16 protein-coding genes are annotated in these 16,516 nt (G+C 71.3%); 8 read left to right on the forward strand and 8 right to left on the reverse strand.

What is annotated here, in order from left to right; all coding sequences use genetic code 11:
* The first annotated feature begins 30 nt into the window (after positions 1-30).
* Positions 31-228 (forward strand): hypothetical protein, encoded by a 198-nt coding sequence (locus Aco04nite_RS36745; protein WP_213001848.1) that lies wholly within the window; start codon positions 31-33, stop codon positions 226-228.
* A gap of 384 nt (positions 229-612) precedes the next feature.
* Here the strand turns inward: Aco04nite_RS36745 and Aco04nite_RS36750 are convergent, their stop codons facing one another.
* From Aco04nite_RS36750 to Aco04nite_RS36760, 3 genes are all read right to left on the reverse strand, one after another.
* A complete protein-coding gene (locus Aco04nite_RS36750; protein WP_213001849.1) occupies positions 613-822 on the reverse strand; it encodes a hypothetical protein in 210 nt (69 codons plus the stop codon).
* Positions 823-934: 112 nt separating this feature from the next.
* A complete protein-coding gene (locus tag Aco04nite_RS36755) occupies positions 935-2,560 on the reverse strand; it encodes an acyl-CoA dehydrogenase family protein (RefSeq protein ID WP_213001850.1) in 1,626 nt (541 codons plus the stop codon).
* An 80-nt stretch (positions 2,561-2,640) separates the two neighbouring features.
* Positions 2,641-4,200, reverse strand: coding sequence for a M4 family metallopeptidase (locus tag Aco04nite_RS36760; protein WP_203841264.1), 1,560 nt, complete (start codon positions 4,198-4,200; stop codon positions 2,641-2,643).
* A gap of 237 nt (positions 4,201-4,437) precedes the next feature.
* On the opposite strand from Aco04nite_RS36760, the gene Aco04nite_RS36765 reads away from it, so the two are divergent.
* Positions 4,438-5,166, forward strand: coding sequence for a hypothetical protein (locus Aco04nite_RS36765; protein ID WP_213001851.1), 729 nt, complete (start codon positions 4,438-4,440; stop codon positions 5,164-5,166).
* A gap of 466 nt (positions 5,167-5,632) precedes the next feature.
* Here Aco04nite_RS36765 and Aco04nite_RS36770 read toward each other — a convergent pair whose 3' ends face one another.
* Positions 5,633-6,682 carry a TDT family transporter gene (locus Aco04nite_RS36770; RefSeq protein WP_213001852.1) on the reverse strand — a complete coding sequence of 350 codons (1,050 nt, stop codon included), beginning with the start codon at positions 6,680-6,682 and terminating at the stop codon, positions 5,633-5,635.
* 70 nt (positions 6,683-6,752) lie between these two features.
* On the opposite strand from Aco04nite_RS36770, the gene Aco04nite_RS36775 reads away from it, so the two are divergent.
* A complete protein-coding gene (locus tag Aco04nite_RS36775) occupies positions 6,753-7,649 on the forward strand; it encodes a LysR family transcriptional regulator (protein ID WP_213001853.1) in 897 nt (298 codons plus the stop codon).
* A gap of 169 nt (positions 7,650-7,818) precedes the next feature.
* A complete protein-coding gene (locus tag Aco04nite_RS36780; RefSeq protein ID WP_244876566.1) occupies positions 7,819-10,464 on the forward strand; it encodes a PQQ-dependent sugar dehydrogenase in 2,646 nt (881 codons plus the stop codon).
* Between the two features lie 19 nt (positions 10,465-10,483).
* Here the strand turns inward: Aco04nite_RS36780 and Aco04nite_RS36785 are convergent, their stop codons facing one another.
* Positions 10,484-11,467, reverse strand: a complete 984-nt coding sequence (locus tag Aco04nite_RS36785; RefSeq protein ID WP_244876567.1) for a helix-turn-helix transcriptional regulator — start codon at positions 11,465-11,467, stop codon at positions 10,484-10,486.
* The gene (locus tag Aco04nite_RS36790; RefSeq protein ID WP_213001854.1) at positions 11,464-12,411 is read right to left on the reverse strand and encodes an oxidoreductase; all 948 of its coding nucleotides are present in this window, start codon (positions 12,409-12,411) and stop codon (positions 11,464-11,466) included. The genes Aco04nite_RS36785 and Aco04nite_RS36790 overlap by 4 nt, the downstream gene beginning before the upstream one ends.
* 122 nt (positions 12,412-12,533) lie before the next feature.
* On the opposite strand from Aco04nite_RS36790, the gene Aco04nite_RS36795 reads away from it, so the two are divergent.
* Positions 12,534-13,088: a GNAT family N-acetyltransferase gene (locus Aco04nite_RS36795; RefSeq protein ID WP_213001855.1), complete on the forward strand. Its 555-nt coding sequence runs from the start codon at positions 12,534-12,536 to the stop codon at positions 13,086-13,088.
* Positions 13,089-13,136: 48 nt separating this feature from the next.
* Here the strand turns inward: Aco04nite_RS36795 and Aco04nite_RS36800 are convergent, their stop codons facing one another.
* Positions 13,137-14,054, reverse strand: coding sequence for an NmrA/HSCARG family protein (locus tag Aco04nite_RS36800; protein ID WP_213001856.1), 918 nt, complete (start codon positions 14,052-14,054; stop codon positions 13,137-13,139).
* Positions 14,055-14,144: 90 nt separating this feature from the next.
* On the opposite strand from Aco04nite_RS36800, the gene Aco04nite_RS36805 reads away from it, so the two are divergent.
* Complete coding sequence (locus Aco04nite_RS36805) at positions 14,145-14,690, forward strand: TetR/AcrR family transcriptional regulator (RefSeq protein WP_213001857.1); 546 nt, start codon at positions 14,145-14,147, stop codon at positions 14,688-14,690.
* A 408-nt stretch (positions 14,691-15,098) separates the two neighbouring features.
* On the opposite strand, the gene Aco04nite_RS36810 is transcribed toward Aco04nite_RS36805, so the two are convergent.
* Positions 15,099-15,287 carry a hypothetical protein gene (locus tag Aco04nite_RS36810; protein ID WP_213001858.1) on the reverse strand — a complete coding sequence of 63 codons (189 nt, stop codon included), beginning with the start codon at positions 15,285-15,287 and terminating at the stop codon, positions 15,099-15,101.
* Here Aco04nite_RS36810 and Aco04nite_RS36815 point away from each other — a divergent pair.
* Positions 15,286-15,441, forward strand: a complete 156-nt coding sequence (locus Aco04nite_RS36815; RefSeq protein WP_213001859.1) for a hypothetical protein — start codon at positions 15,286-15,288, stop codon at positions 15,439-15,441. The genes Aco04nite_RS36810 and Aco04nite_RS36815 overlap by 2 nt on opposite strands.
* A 163-nt stretch (positions 15,442-15,604) precedes the next feature.
* Complete coding sequence (locus Aco04nite_RS36820; protein WP_213001860.1) at positions 15,605-16,492, forward strand: hypothetical protein; 888 nt, start codon at positions 15,605-15,607, stop codon at positions 16,490-16,492.
* The last annotated feature ends 24 nt before the right edge of the window (positions 16,493-16,516 follow it).

Raw genomic sequence — 16,516 nt, forward strand, 5'->3', positions numbered from 1 at the left:
ACCCCACCCCTGGCCTCCCGGCACGACGTGATGTCCCAGCAGCTCTACGGCTGGGGCAGGCAGGCGCGAGGAGACCGGCCGCCGGTCCGCAGCCCGGACAGCGAGGACGACGCGGCACTGCGGGATGCCCTCGACCAGGGCGATGAGGACGGGGCAGGGCGTGGGAACGACCCGACACTGCGGGATGTCCTGGGACCGGAACGGCGACGAGGCCGGGCCTGGGAGTGAGGGTGAGTGCCTGGTCACCCCGACAGCTCGTCGTCGGTGACGATGTTCGGTAACGCCGCGCGAGTTTGTCCCAGGCGGTGGTGGCACGGGTTCCGTCGGGCCGGGGGTCGATCCGCGAGAACGCGTCGCGGACCGGATCGTTCCAGCGCACGAGCGACTCCGCGCCGAAGTCGTCGAGAGTGACCGCCGGGTGGCACCGGGAAGGCGCTCGTGGCCGCGTCCGGGACGCACGCGTTGCCGCCGGGCAGGCTCGGGGCTGGACGCGGCCGATCCCGGCTCGATCCCGACTCGATCGCGGCTCGATCGCGGCGGCCGGCGGCCTGGAGCCCCCCGGATGTTGCGCGTGCGGATCCCGAACGAGCTCGCGGTGCTCGGGTTCGGCGCTCACGGCGCGCATTCGTCGGTGGTCCGCTCGCCCCGACCGTGCACGGCGAAGGCGCCCGCGACCCTGATCGCCGCGACCCGGGCCAAGGGCGTCCGGCCTACGTTGGCGACGACGGCAACCGCTACCCGGCCGTGCACCGCGCCGCGGGCGACCACGTCGGCTACCTCGACAACCCCGCCTCCGGAGCCCTCACCAAGCAGAGCGTGCACCGGCACCCCACCCATCCCACCCGTCCCACCCGCCTCACGACATCACCTCGGCCGAGGACATCGCCGCCGGCTGCTACGACCTGGCGCCCGCCTGCCACCTGGTGGAACTGCCCTACGCCGGAAGCGCTCGGTCGACGATGGCGGCGGTGTCCGTGCCGGTGGGGAGGATGCCGAATGTCAGGCCGCCGTCGCCGCTCAGCCGGGAGCCGCAGAAGGCGTCGGCGATGGTGTTCGGGGCGTGGCGGACCAGCAGCGCGCCCTGCAGGACGAGGGCGAGGCGCTCGACGATCCGCCGGGCCTGGGACTCGTCGGCGGTGCCGAGCAGGGTGGTCAGGCCGGCGGCTGCCTCGTCCAGGCGGCGGTCGGCGCCCGTGGCGAGGCCGATCTCCGTGCGGTAGGCCTCCAGGCTGCGCGGGTCGCGGCGCAGCGCCCGGAGCGCGTCGAGGGCCTGGACGTTGCCGGAGCCCTCCCAGATCGAGTTGAGCGGGGCGTCGCGGTAGAGCCGGGGGAGACCGGACTCCTCGACGTAGCCGTTGCCGCCGAGACATTCCAGGGCCTCGCCGACCACCGCGGGCTGGCGTTTGCACACCCAGTACTTACCGAGCGCCACGGCGAGCCGGCTGAAGGCACGCTCGGCGTCGTCACCGCCCACACCTCGATCGACGGCCCCGGCCAGTCGCAGAGCCAGCACCGTCGCCGCCTCGCTCTCCACCGCAAGGTCCGCCAGCACCGAGCTCATCAGCGGCTTGGCGATCAGCGGGCCGCCGAACGCCGAGCGGTGCCGCGCGTGATGCACCGCCTGGACCAGCGCGGCCCGCATGCCGGACGCCGAACCGGTCACGCAGTCGAGCCGGGTCATCGCCACCATCTCGATGATCGTGCGCACGCCCTGACCCTCGTCGCCCACCAGCCACGCCACGGTGTCGTCGAACTCGGGCTCGCTGCTCGCGTTGCTGCGGTTGCCGAGCTTGTCCTTGAGCCGCTGGATCCGGAACGTGTTGCGGCTGCCGTCGGGCAGCACCCGCGGGAGCAGGAAGCACGACAACCCGGCGGGTGCCTGGGCGAGCACCAGGAACAAGTCGCTCATGGGGGCGCTCGTGAACCATTTGTGCCCGCGCAGGCGGTAGGTGCCGTCGGCGACGCGGGTCGCGGTGGTGGAGTTGGCGCGGACGTCGGAGCCGCCCTGTTTCTCGGTCATCCCCATGCCGGCCAGCAGCCCGCGCTTGACCGCCGGGGTGCGCAGCCCGGGATCGTAGACGCGGCTGGTGAGCAGGGGCTCGTACACGGCGGAGAGCTCGGCGTTGTGGCGCAGCGCGGGCACCACGGCATACGTCATGGAGATCGGGCAGGCATGCCCCGCCTCGACCTGGCTCCAGACGAACAGCCCGGCCGCCCGGGCGACGTGTGCCCCGGGCCGGTCGTCACCCCACGGCGAGCCGGCCAGGCCCTCGCCGACGGCGACCTCCATCAGCCGGTGCCACGACGGGTGGAAGTCGACCTCGTCGACCCGGTGACCGTAGCGGTCGTGGGTGAGCAGCCGCGGCTCGTGCCGGTTGGCCTCCTCGGCGCAGCGCTGTGGCTCCTCCTGGCCGCCGAGCTTGCCCAGCCGGTGCAGGTCGCCGGTGGCCCACCCGGCACCCTCGCGCTCGACCGCGCCCAGCAGGGCAGGGTCGGCGGCGATGTCGTGGCCCACCAGCGGGGGCGGCTGGTTCACAACGTCATGGGTGGACTGGCTCATGGATCGAATGTAACGGGGACGGCCCGATCAGGGCCGTCCCCGTTCTCAAGCCTGTGGACAGGCTCGCATTGTGGATGACGTCAGCAGGTGGGTTCCCCGGACTGGGCGGGGACGCTGACGGCCGTCCAGGCGGCCTTGACCGCGTTGAACGTGGTGCAGACACCCGGGGTCAGGCTCTTCGCGGCCTGCAGGGTCCACACCCGGTACTTCAGGTACGACGAGCTGGACGTCTTCAGCAGCATGGCGTTGTACATGACCTTGATCGCGGTCTGGATGCCGACACCGGTGACGGTGCTGCTGTTGCACGTCGGGCTCGCGGGCTGGCCGTTGCCGGCGCTGCCCTGGGCGAGCAGGTAGAACCAGTGGTTGCCCGGCCCGGCCGCGGCGTGCACCTCGGCGCTCGGGGTGCTGCTGGAGTAGCAGTTGCTGTGCCCGGCGAGCGACGGGTTGTACATGTAGCGGATCGGGCCGCTGCCGACGAGGTTGACCTCCTCGCCGACCTGGTAGTCCGGCGGGTCGTTCGGGTTGTTGGCGTAGAACTCGGTCGCCGCGCCGAACGTGTCGGCGACGAACTCCTGCGTGCCGCTGCGGGAGATGCCGCCCGGCGTGTAGTCGTCGATGCCGTGACCCAGTTCGTGACCCACGACGTCGGCCGACGCGATCCATTTGCCGGCGGTGTTCTTGCCGATCTGCACCTGCGTACCGTCGTAGTAGGCGTTCTGGTCGTTCAGGCCCACCCGGATCGGCCACGCACCGCCGCTGCCGTTCTGGCCGTTACGCCCGAGCCACGACGAGAGCATCGCGGTCTGCTTCTGCGCGACGTAGAACGCGTCGACGCAGCCGGTCTCGCGGTTGGTGCCGACGCCGTTGCCCCACACGTTGTCGGGCCCGGTGAAGACCGCGTTGCCGGTGGCGTTCTGGCAGCTCAGCGTCGTCTGGACCGGGTCCTTCAGGGAGTACGTCGACCCGGACAGCGTCGTGTTGAGCGTGACCGAGCCGTTGATCCAGCCCGTGCCCGTGCCGCTGACGTCCATGACGTGCTCGGTGGTCTTCACGACCTTGCCGGTCACCGCGTCGACCGCGACGCTGAGCCGGCTCGGGCCCTCCGCGCTCGTGCCGGTCATCGTGGACTCCCAGGCCAGCGTCGCCGCCCTGCCCTCGTCCTTGACGATCACCAGCTTCGTGCCCTCGACCCCGGTGACCGAGGCGAGCTGCTTCTTCGCGGTGGCCAGCGCCGCGGCCTGCGACACCTTCGGCGTGGTCGACAGGTCACCGAGGGGGCTGCTCTGCGCGACCGAGGTGTACTCGACCTGCCCGGCGGCGTCGGTGACGATCACAAAGTCACCACCCGACACGGGTACGCCCTTGTAGCTGCGTTCGTACGACACGTACTGGTGCCCGGCCGAGGAGACGACCTGGCGCTGCTGGAACGTCTCGCTGCCGCCGGCGTGCAGGTAGGCCGGACGACCGGCGACCAGCGCCGCTGCTTTTCCGGAGGCCAGGGTGACGGCCGCCTTCGCGGAATCCGCGGCGGACGGCGCCGGCGGGGTGACCGGCCCGGCGTTCGCCGGCGCGGTGGTCATCGCAGCGGTGACCGCGGCGGCGGCCCCGAGCGCGACGACGAGGGAGGATCGAAACATTTCGCACTCCTTCCCCGCCCCGGGGGAGGGGCAGGCTCGGACATCACGTTATTTATCAGCGCGAATCCAGGTAATGGGGAAAACCCTCGTTCCTGTGCCGTACACCGGCGCGTCATCTCCGGGTAGAGCCTGGTCACACCGACCCGTAGCAGGGCACACAGGAGTTTCACAGGCATGTAGAGTCGCGTCGCTCGATGTCTGAAACACCATCACGGACGGAAATATATTTTGCGAAGCATGGCGACGAAGGCTGCGTTCGTGGCACTGGCCGTGGCGGTCCTGCCGCTCGCCGGCTGTGGCAGCAACGACACGGACTCCGCGCAGACGTCCGCTCCGGCCGCGTCCTCCGCGCCCGCCGGAAACGGCGTCACGGCCCTCAGCCCCGACGAGATCGTGACGAAGGCGAAGGCCGCGCTCGCCACGGCCAAGTCGTTCCACGTCAAGGGTGACGTCGCCGAGGACGGCCAGAAGACCGGCATCGACCTCAAGCTCAACGGCGACGACTTCATCGGCGCGATGACCATGGGCACGGCCAAGGTCGAGCTCCTCGCGGTCGGCGGCAAGAAGTACATGCGCCCCAACGACGAGTTCTGGACGACGGCCGCCGGCGCCCAGGGCAAGACCGTCGCCCAGCTCGTCAACGGCCGCTGGGTCGCCGGCGCCGACAGCGACCAGTCCTTCGCCGACATGTTCAGCATCGGCAACGTCAACGAGATGCTCAAGCCCACCGGCGCCCTCAGCAAGGGTGACGAGACGCAGATTAACGGCGTCCCGGTCATCGGCCTCAACGACGCCGGCGAGCCCGGCTCGGTCCTCTACGTCGCCACGACCGGCGAGCCCTTCCCGATCCAGATGCTCGGCGCGGACAAGTCCACGGTCGACTTCACCGAGTTCGGCGAGACGTTCACGGACATCAAGGCCCCGGCCACCAAGGACGTCGTCGACCTGGGCAAGCTCGGCGGCTGACAAAAGCGCACGGCTGACGCAAACCCGAGTTTGCCGGCCCGAAGCACACAGGGCGCCGATCACCGCAGGGAGATCGGCGCCCGGTTTCGTTCTCCGGGAACAGGTACATCAGCGGCCAAACGCGCCAGGATGTCGTCCGCCCAGGCCAGGAACCATCGGCGGAGCTCAGTGATCTCGTCGTCGGTGAGCCCATAGGCCGTGAACGTGGCGTCGTCACGAAGCTCGATGGCAGAAAGCCTGTCCGCGAGATCGGCCGATGATCCTCGGACACAGGATGTGGGGTCTGCGGTATGAGGGCGTGGAAGTTCGAGTGGGACGGCACGGTCTGGGCGTGTTCAGCAGAGCCTGCGGCTGATGGCAATCTGTGCCGCGGGATCGAGACGTTGAGTGATTCGTTCGGGAGCCGGGCCTGGGTGGTGAGGCAGTTCCTGGAGTTGTGGGAGGAGCGAAGTCGAGGCCGACGAGCTCAAGGCCGCCCTGCGCGCACTGGCAACGGCGATGGAGATGATCTCCACAGATCGCCGGTGCGGACCCCGCGGGCCGTCCGGGCGGTGACGGTGAGCCAGGCGATGACAAGGACGGCGTACATGACGATTGCCAGGGCAGTGAGGGCCGGGGAGCCGGAGCGGACCGCCAGGGCGCTGGTGGCGGTGACGACCGTGCCGAGCGGGAAGGTGAAGCTCCACCAGGTCAGGGAGAAAGGCAGGCCGGCGCGGGCGGTGCGCACGGTGATCGCGCCCGCCAGAGCCGTCCAGAACAGAGCGAAGCCCAGGGTGGGTACGCCGTACAGCAGCGCGATCACGCCCGCGCCCGTCGCATAAGGCTCGGGGAGCACCCCGGGAGCCGCCCGCGCGAGCAGATGGAACGCCGTCACCGACTGCCCGAGCGGGCCGAGGACGATCCACAACGTCGGGACCATACGTGCTGCGCCATCGGGGTGGCGTACCAATCGGGCCCAGATCTGGGTGATGACCATGATCGCGGCGAACAGGCTGATGCCGGCCAGCGCGTAGCAGCCCAGCAGGAGTTCGCGGGGGAAGTCCACGTGCGGCACGAGCAGCGCCCCGGTCGACGCCGAGACCATCGGCGGGACGACCGGCATCAGCCAGCCACCGAACGCGGCGCCGGGGCCGGCCGGCTGCCCGGTCATCATCCGGTACGGGACGGCGACCGCGACGATCAGCCCGAGGACCGTGCCGGTGCCCCAGAGCGCCAGGTCGACGGTGACGGCCGCGGGCAGCCCGATCCAGTCCCGGCCGAGCAGCAGGGTGCCCGCACCGACGGTCAGCAACGCCATCGGAGGCGCGCCCCAGAACTGCACGAGCACGGGATCGCCGGAGTGGCTGGTGCCGTTGCGCAGGGTCACGGCCAGGACCGCGACGAGCAGAGCGGCGGACAACGCCCACACGACCGTGGCGAGGGAGTGCAGGCCTGCTATGCGTACGGGCAGGGTCGCAGCCGCCGTGGCGACGATCCCGGTGCCCATGACGGTGGCGTACCAGTTGGGTCCGAACATGCTCTCAGCCTGCGGCCATCGCGGCGGGGCCGGTAGGCGGACAGCGCGCCTGAGGTCATAGGCTACGGTTATGCCCCTGCCGCCGGTCTTCGCCGACCTCACCGCCTTTGAACTGCTGCTGAGCGTCGCCCGGCTGGGCAGCGTGGGCCGGGCAGCCGCCGCGCACACCATCTCCCAGCCCGCCGCCAGCGCCCGCCTGCGCGAGCTCGAACGCCGCCTCGGCCTGACCCTGCTCCACCGCACCCCGCGCGGCTCCACGCTGACCGCGACGGGAGCACTGGTCGCCGACTGGGCCCGCACCGCCGTCGACGCCGCCGACGCCCTCGCCACGGGCGTCACGGCCCTGCGCGCGACCCACGAGAGCCGCCTCGCCGTGGCGGCCAGCCAGACCGTCGCGGAATACCTCCTCCCGGCCTGGCTGGTCGCCCTCCGCACCGCCCACCCCGGCCTGACCGTGACCCTGCGCGCGGCGAACTCCGCCGACGTGGCCGCCGCCGTCCTGGCCGCCGACGTGAACCTCGGCTTCGTCGAAGGCCCGGACCTCCCCACCGGCCTGCACGCCGAGGTCGTCGCCACCGACCGCCTGGCCGTCGTGGTCGCCCCCGGCCACCCGTGGTCCCGCCGCCGCCGTGGCGTCACCGCCGAGGAGCTGGCCGCAACGCCCCTGGTGTCCCGCGAGGCCGGCTCGGGCACCCGCCGCGCCTTCGAACAGGCACTGGGCGGCCGGACCACGGCACCGCTCCTGGAGCTGTCGTCGACCACGGCGATCAAGCACGCGGTGGCGGCGGGCTCGGGCGCCGCGGTGCTCAGCTCCCTGGCGGTGACGGCCGAGCTCGCCGCGGGAACGCTGGTCACGGTCCCGTCTGCGGTGCCGCTGCAGCGGCGGCTGCGCGCGATCTGGCCCTCGGGCGACCAGCTGATCGGCCCGGCCCGAGACCTCTACGCCATCGCCCGCCGCCACCGCTGATCTCCGCGTAACCGGGTACTCGTCCGGCATTCCCGATTGCGGTGGCGTTAGCCGTTCCCGCTGATCGTCCTGGTTACGACGAATCGCATCAACGCCGTGAGCTGCGGATACCGTCTGCGGCGGATTCCTGACAGGGCCGCCGTGCCGGGGCGCGTGATTGCTTGACCGGGTGAGACTTCGCCCCGCACTGGCCGTTGCCGTCCTCCTCGTGCCGTTCGCCGTCCTGACACCCGCAAGTCAGGCCGCTGCCGCCGAGCCCGCACCGCTCGCGCGGGTGAACTTCCAGCCGGCGACCTCGGCCGTACCCGCGGGATACACCGCTGATTCCGGCGCGGCGTTCACCGCGGCGCGCGGGTCGGGCTGGGTGGTGCAGGGTTCGCAGACGCCGCTCGATCTGAGCCGGAACACGCGGGACCGGGCACGTGCGGGGATCGACGCCCGGCTCAACACGCTGATCCATCTTCAGTACGGCGATGTCGGCGGCACCAGCGGCGTACTCACCGCCGGTGCCTGGGAGTACGTCCTGCCCAACGGCCTCTACAGGGTGACGGTGTCCGTGGGTGACCAGCCCGCGTACGACAGTTCGCACGCCGTCCGCGTCGAGGGTTACCCGGCGGTGATGGGCTTCGTGGGCAGCGCGACGACGGAGTTCCGGACGGCGACCGTGACAGTGCCGGTGAGCGACGGCCGGCTGACCGTCGACGCGGTCGGTGGGACGAATACGAAGCTCAACTACCTGGAGATCTCCCCGGCGTACGCGCTGAAGGTCAACTTCTCGGACCCGGCGACCGCACCGCCGGCCGGTTACGTGCGGGACGCCGGGGACCCCTACACGGACCCGCGCGGCTACGGCTGGGTCGCCGCCGGGACGTCGGCGCCGTTGAGCCTGACCGCCAACGGCCGGAACCGGAACCCGGCGGCGGGGCAGGCCGACATCCGCCTGGCGACGCTCATGCACCTGCAGCTTCCGGCGAACACGCCCGGTAGCTGGGAGGCGGCGGTGCCGAACGGTGCGTACACGGTGACCGCAGCTGTGGGTGACGCCGGGACGGCCGTGGACAGCAACCACTGGCTGAGCGTCGAGGACCAGAACGCGGTCGCCGCCTTCGTGCCCACCGCCGGCACCAGGCACGCGACGGCCACCCGGACGGTCACCGTCACCGACGGGCGGCTGACGCTCAGCGCTGCGGGCGGCGTCAACACCAAACTCAACTATGTGGACATCGCCGCCGCGGCCAGTGCCCCGGGAGTGCGGACCAGTACGCCGGCGAACGGCGCGGTGGGCGTACCCGTGAATGGAAGCGTGGTGGAAGACCTGGTCCTGCCCGACGGGGGTGTCGACGCGGCGACGCTCAGCTCGTCGACCGTCACGCTGACGCGGGTGAGCGACGGTGCCCCGGTGGCCGCGAACGTCATCACCAGCGGCGGTGGGGACGTGGTGAACCTGTCGCCCACGGCTGCGCTCGCGCCGCTCACGGCGTACCGATTCAGTGTTACCTCGGGCGTGCGGGACGTGCGCGGCAGAGCGTTCCAACCGCATTCGATCGTCTTCACCACCGGCAGCGGTGACGGCCCCGGCGGCCCTGCGGCCTTCGACAAGGTGGTCGGCGTCGCGACGGGGGCGTCCTTCACGACGGTGGTCAAAGGACCTGACAACTATTTGTACGCGGGAAGCCTCGACGGCCGTGTCTTCCGCTATCCGATCGCCGCGGACGGCACGCTCGGCATCGCGACAGTGAGCACCGCGGTCCGCGACAACGCGACAGCGCTGGGCCTGGCGGGTGCACCCGCGCGCACGGTCATCGGCATGGCGTTCGACCCGGCCGGCGATCTGTGGGTGACCGATAACTACGAGTACGTCGGCCCGCTGAACGTTCCGGACTTCTCGGGGCGCATCGGCCGGATCCACGACGGCGTCTACACGCCCATGGTGGTCGGCCTGCCCCGCTCGGTGAAGGACCATGAGACGAACTCGCTCGCGTTCGGGCCGGACGGCGCGCTGTATGTCTCGCAGGGTGCGAACAACGCGATGGGCGGCGCGGACGCGACCTGGGGCAACCGCCCGGAACGCCTGCTCAGCGCGGCGGTCCTCCGCCTCGACACCAGCCTGCTCGGCACGTCACCCCTGGACGTCTCGTCCACGTATGACCCGTACGCCGCGGGTGCGCCGCTCACCCTCCACGCCACCGGGGTGCGCAACGCGTACGACCTGGTGTGGCACCGCAACGGCCACCTCTACGCCCCGACGAACGGCTCGGCCGCCGGCGGCAACACTCCCGCGACGCCGTCCCCGCTCCCGGCGGCCTGTGCACGCCGCGGCTACACCGCCCCGGTGGTTCCCGCGCTGACCGCCGTCCCGACGGCGGAGACGGACTACGTCTTCGACGTGAGACCGGGCCGCTATTACGGTCACCCGAACCCGGCGCGCTGCGAATGGGTCCTCGCCGGCGGCAACCCGTCCTCCACCGTGGACCCCTTCGAGGTCCCTGCCTACCCCGCCGGCACCCGGCCGGACCCGAACTTCGACCTGGCCGGCACGTACGACGCCGGCCTGCACGCCTCCGCGAACGGTGCCCTCGAATACCGCGGCGGCGCCCTCGACGGCAAACTCCTCGTGGTCCGCTACTCCTCCGGCCAGGACATCGAGACCTTCGACGTCGCACCCTCGGGCGCGCTGAGCAACCGAACCACCGGCATCACCGGTTTCACGGGTTTCAGCCAGCCCCTCGACATCGCCCAGGACACCGCCACCGGCAACCTCTACGTGACGGAGCTCGGCGCGAGCCGCATCACCCTGCTGCGCCCCCGCTCGTGAGCACCCCCGCCGCTCAGGGTCAGCTCGCCGCCCGGGACCGCTGGGGAGTGGTGCCCGACCAGCGGCGGAAGGCCCGGTAGAAGGAGCTGGGCTCGTCATAACCGAGCAGCAGCGCGACCTCCGGGACCGAGACGTCCGGGCGGCTGAGGTAGCCGCGGGCCAGGGTGCTCCGGGTGTGTTCGAGGACGGCCTGGAAGGTGGTGTGCTCGCCGGCGAGGCGTCGCTGCAGGGTCCGGTCGCTCAGCGCGAGGCGGCGGGCGACGCCACCGGCCGTGCCCCGGCCCGCGGGGAGAAGCTCGATGAGGGCCGCGCGGACCCGTTCGGTCGTGGACTCGGCCCGGTCGAGGTCGGCGAGGCGGCGGCGCAGATCGGGCTCGAGGAGCTGCCACATCTCGGCGTTCGAGGTCAGGAACGGGCGCCGGGCGTCGGCGGCGGTGAACACGACGGCCGGGGCCGCGCCCGGGGCGAACGGGACGCCGAGGTAGTCCCGCCAGGCGTCGGCGGCCGGGCCGCGGGGCGGGTCCGGCATGAGGATCCGGGCCGGAGTGATCCGGGTACGGGTGCCGAGGCGGGCGAGGGCCACCCAGAAAGCCAGCTCGTACGCGACGAGACCGGGCGGGGGTGGTGGCTCCGCCGGCCAGTGCATCGTGAGGGTCAGGTCGTCGGTGAGCGTCAGCTGCTGCGGGCCGAGGAGCCGCTTGTACAGGGCGATCCGTTCCGCGGCGCCGCACAGGTCGGCGCTGCACAGGGCGGCGAAGATCGGGGGCTGGAACGTCTCCGTGCTCATCCGGGCGGCCAGCCGGGGCCCGATCGCCGGGTCGCCGGCGAGCTCCTCCATCGCGGTCCAGCACCGGTAGAACTGCTGCGGGGTGAGCGCGGCCGGGCCGTGCAGGAACAGGTCCTCGGGCAGCCCCGCCGCCCGCAGCACCGGCGCGGCGGGGATGCCGACGTCGGCGAACATCGCGGCGGTCGCCGCGCTGAGCGTGAACCGGGCCGGGGTCACGGGCGGCTCGTGGTCCCTGCCTGCGCGAGCGCCCGGGCCACGTCGACGTCGAGGCCGGTGAGGTCGCGCGACAGCTGCCACAGCACGCGGATCGCCCGGTCGGCGCCCGGCCGGATCAGCGGCCGCCGGACCGGCGCACCGGTGGCCGTCCAGCGCGGGCCGTACATCGTGCCGCCCTCGGCCCGGGGGTCGGTCGCGGCACGCAGCTGGCTCAGCACCCCTTGCTCGACGGGCATGCCGACCGCGCGGGTGATCTGCCGCAGGATCGTGCCGCGCAGCCCGGCGGCACCGGCCGCGCTGGACGTGTCGAACAGGTCCGAGTTGGTGAACCCCGGGTGGGCGGTCAGCGCGCGGGCGGACACCCCGGCGGCCCGGAACCGGCGGTCGAGCCCCTGCGCGAAGTGCCGGTTCGCGAGCTTGGAGTCGTCATAGGCGCCCCCTGGTGAGTAACCGCGCCGCGGGTAGCCGTCGAGCGGATGCCCCATGTGCTGCGCGCTGCTGGTCAGCGTCACCACCCGGGCGTCGCGGGTGCGCACCAGCGCCGGCAACAGATGCGCGGTCAGCGCCCAGTGCCCCAGGTGGTTGACGCCCAGCTGCGTCTCGAACCCGTCGGCGGTCGTGCCCTGCGGCACCGCCATCACCCCGGCGTTGGTGATCAGCAGGTCTATCCGCGCGTGACCGGCCAGGATCTCCCCGGCGGCCCGCTCGACCGACGCCAGCGACCCCAGGTCAAGAGCGACGATCTCCAATGAAGCCCCCGGGTACGCCGCCCGGATGCCGTCCCGCGCAGCCGCCGCCTTGTCCCTGTCCCGGGCCGCCATGACCACATGCGCCCCCTTCGCGGCAAGCACCCGCGCGGTGGCCAGCCCGAGCCCGCCGTTCGCGCCGGTCACCACCGCCACGCGCCCGTGCTGCCCGGGAACATCCGCTACTGACCAGGCCATCGTCGTATCCCCTCGCAAGCGTCCACCTCTGTCGCCTCCGACGCTACGGTCCCGCGGCCCCCGCGACAGTGGCAGAACGCGCCACTCTCCTGCCCATCCGCGCCACCCCCTACCCTGGCGCAATGACCGGCGACTTCTCCCGCAAACCGACATTGACCGGCGACCGGGTCGTGCTGCGCCCGTTCCGCGAGGACGACAACCCGGCGATCGCCACGGCCCTGCAGGATCTCGAAGTCATCCGCCTCACCGGCAGCGAACCGCTCACCTGGGACGAGGCGGCCGAGCAGAAGCTCCGCGACTGGTACGCCGCCCGCAACACCCAGCCCGACCGGCTCGACCTGGCCATCGAGGACCGGGCGACCGGTCAATGGGTCGGTGAGGTCGTTCTCTACGAGGTCGACATCCGCAACGCGAACTGCACGTTCCGCACCCTGATCGGCCCTTCCGGCCGAGACCGCGGGCTCGGCTCCGAGGCACTGCGCCTCCTGCTCCCGTACGCCTTCACCACCCTCGCCCTCCACCGCATCGAACTGCACGTGTTCGACTTCAACCCGCGCGCGCGAAGGGTCTACGAAAAGGCGGGGTTCCAGGTGGAGGGCATCCAGCGGGAGGTTCTGCGCACCCCGGACGGCTGGGCGGACGCCGTGCAGATGGCCATCCTGAACCCGGACCGGTGAGTACGGGCCCGGCCGGCGCCCCTCGGTGGTCGCCGGCCGGACAACCCCTTAGTTGCCGGCGGGCCCGGAAAGGTTGCTCGCGAATTTCCGGGACCACGTGCGGAAGTCCGTCGCCTGCAGGCCCCGCTCGGTCAGGAGGCCGGGGTGGGCGGGGCTGCCGACGACGTCCATGCGTTCGACGGCGTTGACCATGAACGGCAGCATGCCCCGTGCGACGGCTTCGTCGCTGGTCAGCACCGGTGCTTCGACCTTGCGGCCGGTCTCCTCGGTGAGGATGGCCGCGATCTCCGTCATGGTGTGCACGTCGCCGGCCATCTCCAGGTCGACGCCGTCGAGGGTCCCGGCACCTCCGAACGCCGTCGCGGCCGCGGCGCCGATGTCGTCGACGGCGATCAGGGGGATGCGGGTGCCGGCGGAGAAGCCCGTGATGATCGTGCCCGTGGCGGCCCAGTCGCCGAACAGGTAGGAGAAGCCGATGAAGTTCTCCATGAACGTGGCGGGCTTGAGCACGGTCCAGCGCGCGAAGCCGCTGGTGCGGACGAGCTCGTCGATCCCGGCCTTGCTCTCCCAGTAGTGGCGGTCCCAGCGGCCCTCGGCCCAGCCGGGGGAGGTGCGGTGGAACTCGCCCGCCCCGGAGACGCTGCTGTGCACGAACTGGGTGACCCCCGCCTCCCGGGCGGCCTCGACGAGGTTGCGCCCGCGGATCGCCTCGGCGTCACCGGCCAGGTCGTTCACGTCCGGGTACGGGATCGAGAAGACGCCGTCCACGCCGCGCGCCGCGGCGAGCAGCGTGGCCCGGTCGTCCAGGTCACCGACCGCCAGTTCAGCGCCGAGTTTCGCGAGTTCCTGGGCGGCTGCGGCCCTGGGATCGCGGACCAGGGCCCGGACGGAGGTGCCCTGGGCGAGCAGGGCACGAGCGGTCGAGCCGCCCTGTTTGCCGGTCGCGCCGATGACGAGTACGGACATGGTTTCCTCCTGGACAATAAGTGGGGTGGCACCCCGCTTCTGCCCGGCTACGATATGGGGGACCACCCCACTTTGCCAACAGGGCGTGCCATGAGAGCTGACGCACAGCGCAACTACGACCGGATCGTCGAGGCAGCCTCCGAGGCGGTCGCCCGTGACGGCGCCGAGGCCTCCCTCGAGGAGATCGCCCGCCGCGCCGGTGTCGGTTCCGCCACCCTGCACCGGCACTTCCCGAACCGCTGGGCGTTGATGGGGGCGGTCTTCCACGGCCGCACCGAGGAGCTCTGCGAGCGGGCCGGGGAGCTGGAGTCGGTGCCCGATCCGCACGAGGCGCTGGTGACGTGGTTGCGCGAGCTCGCTGCGTACTCCGCGACCGCTCGTGGCCTGGCAGCGGTCCTCCTGGCCGAGCCCCTGCAGCAGAGCGAGTCCTGCGGCGCGATGCTGGTCACCGCAGGCGAGAAGCTGCGGCTCAGAGCGGTCGAGGCGGGCACCGTACGCCCGGACGTCTCCATCGCCGACCTGCTCACCCTGGTCAACGCGATCGCCCTGGCCGCCGAGAAGACCGGCCCCGCCGAGGCGGAACGCCTGGTGAGCCTCGCCATGGACGGCATCTCGGCCCGTCCCCTGCGGAGGTGACGGAAGCCGAGGTGACGGAAGCCGAGGTGACGGAACACGCGCGGTTCGCGGTGATCACACCGTTCGGTGACTACATTCGAGCTGATTGGTCCACGACCGTGGCGGGTCGCTGACTCGTTGGGGGCCGTGGGAAAACCGAGAAAGGAGTGATCACTGTGTGCGGTGTCGCGACACGACCGATTCCGGGCGGCGAGGGTGGAAACCTCCACCGGTAGCTCGGCCCGCCGGAGCCGTTGAGGTTCGCAGCGGTCCGTCCGTGGCGATCCTCAGCGGCTCCGACCCGCCCGGGGCGTGCACCCTCGCGCTCAGTCCGGCAGGCCCGCTCGGCTGGCAGGCCCGCTCGGCTGGCAGGCCCGCTCGGCTGGCAGGCCCGCTCGGCTGGCAGGCCCGCTCGGCTGGCAGGGTCGGTCAGGGGGCCAGGGCGATCGTGGCGAGGCCGACCAGGGCGACCGAGAGCACCAGCGAGATGGTCAGCAGGGTGGCCGGTGCGAGTGATTCCGGCAGGGCGGTCGGCGATGTGAGGAACCGGCGCACGAAGCTGCCGCCCTCCCCGCCGGGGCCGCCCCCGGCAAGATGGTTGTTCCCGTCGGCATCCATGGCGATCGACCTCTGCAATGAAAGTGGCGAATATTTACCGGCAAAGGATGCGGTGCTGTTCCGTGAGATCACAACCGGCTGCCCGTACGTATTCGGTGTACCGCTGATCGTGCTCCGTGAATCGGTGCCCCGTTTCCGGTCGATGAATTCCTGATCAATGCCCTCTGCAGGCGTCGATACTGCGACGGTGCGGGAAACGCGATCATCGAGCAATCACCCGGCGGAGTGACATGTCCGCGATGACGCTTTTGGCATAATGAGCGCAGGCGTTTCCAGTATGAGCTGATCGTCAGGGACGCGCTCGGGGGCTGAATGGCATGAAAAACGTCCAGGGATTCGTCAACTTCACCGCCCTCGCGGTCGGCCTGGCCGCCGGAGTGGCCCAGCTCGCCGGTTTCTCGAACGGCCTCGGACGCCTCATCCTCACCATGGTCGGCATTGCCTGCCTGCTGTTCCTCGTGGTCCGGTTCACGCTGTTCTACTACGTGCGGCGCGGCGGCCAGCTCAAGCGCGAGCTGGAGGAGGCCAACCAGCGCATGGCGACCCTGCAGGTCGGCCATCAGCACTACGTCGACGCGATCGACCGGATCATCGACCAGGAGGGCCCGATCTACACCGAGGCCCTCGAACTGGCCGTCACCATCGGGGCCGACGCGACCGGCGACACCATCGTCGAACGCCGCCGCACCACCCCCAGACCGAGGGTCACCCAGCGCGCCATCAGGCCCGTCGTGCCCAGCGAGACGGAACGCATCACCAGCCTGGAGGATCTCGAATTCTCCTGCGGTCTCGACGGCGACGCGGCCGGCAACATAAGCGTTCTCCCGCTGCCGCGCAATCATCGTCCCCGCGCCTGGCTCGTCTTCGACCCGGGCCTCACGGAACAATTCGAATGGATGATCAGATATCGTCCGGCCGGGCTCTGGGACCCGCTGCGCGCCCACGGCTTCGATTACCTGATCTGGAATGACCGGCTCCCCGCCGGAAACGGCGACAGATCGATCCTCAGCGAACTCACCGTGAAATTCTATTTCCCCGACGGCCCCAGATCCCCCAGCGTCGTGGAACGCCGCGGATTCGGCAGCGCACTACCCCCGCAGCGCCTCGACGACGCCAAGGGCTGGCAGATCACCTGGCACGACCCGGCCCCCGCCGGCCGCCGTTACGAATGGGACCTCACCCAATCCGTCCGCCCACCCACCTGACCGCCCGCATCGCGCATGATCGGG

Source organism: Winogradskya consettensis (assembly GCF_018332715.1).
Lineage (GTDB): Bacteria > Actinomycetota > Actinomycetes > Mycobacteriales > Micromonosporaceae > Actinoplanes > Actinoplanes consettensis.

Bases quoted from the DNA above. Each gene is read 5' to 3' on its own strand.
- Aco04nite_RS36770 (WP_213001852.1), bottom strand. From the start codon at position 6,682: ATGTTCGGACCCAACTGGTACGCCACCGTCATGGGCACCGGGATCGTC.
- Aco04nite_RS36745 (WP_213001848.1), top strand. From the start codon at position 31: ATGTCCCAGCAGCTCTACGGCTGGGGCAGGCAGGCGCGAGGAGACCGG.
- Aco04nite_RS36805 (WP_213001857.1), top strand. From the start codon at position 14,145: ATGAGAGCTGACGCACAGCGCAACTACGACCGGATCGTCGAGGCAGCC.
- Aco04nite_RS36820 (WP_213001860.1), top strand. From the start codon at position 15,605: ATGAAAAACGTCCAGGGATTCGTCAACTTCACCGCCCTCGCGGTCGGC.
- Aco04nite_RS36760 (WP_203841264.1), bottom strand. From the start codon at position 4,200: ATGTTTCGATCCTCCCTCGTCGTCGCGCTCGGGGCCGCCGCCGCGGTC.
- Aco04nite_RS36790 (WP_213001854.1), bottom strand. From the start codon at position 12,411: ATGGCCTGGTCAGTAGCGGATGTTCCCGGGCAGCACGGGCGCGTGGCG.
- Aco04nite_RS36800 (WP_213001856.1), bottom strand. From the start codon at position 14,054: ATGTCCGTACTCGTCATCGGCGCGACCGGCAAACAGGGCGGCTCGACC.
- Aco04nite_RS36765 (WP_213001851.1), top strand. From the start codon at position 4,438: ATGGCGACGAAGGCTGCGTTCGTGGCACTGGCCGTGGCGGTCCTGCCG.
- Aco04nite_RS36815 (WP_213001859.1), top strand. From the start codon at position 15,286: ATGGCGATCGACCTCTGCAATGAAAGTGGCGAATATTTACCGGCAAAG.
- Aco04nite_RS36755 (WP_213001850.1), bottom strand. From the start codon at position 2,560: ATGAGCCAGTCCACCCATGACGTTGTGAACCAGCCGCCCCCGCTGGTG.
- Aco04nite_RS36795 (WP_213001855.1), top strand. From the start codon at position 12,534: ATGACCGGCGACTTCTCCCGCAAACCGACATTGACCGGCGACCGGGTC.
- Aco04nite_RS36775 (WP_213001853.1), top strand. From the start codon at position 6,753: ATGCCCCTGCCGCCGGTCTTCGCCGACCTCACCGCCTTTGAACTGCTG.
- Aco04nite_RS36810 (WP_213001858.1), bottom strand. From the start codon at position 15,287: ATGGATGCCGACGGGAACAACCATCTTGCCGGGGGCGGCCCCGGCGGG.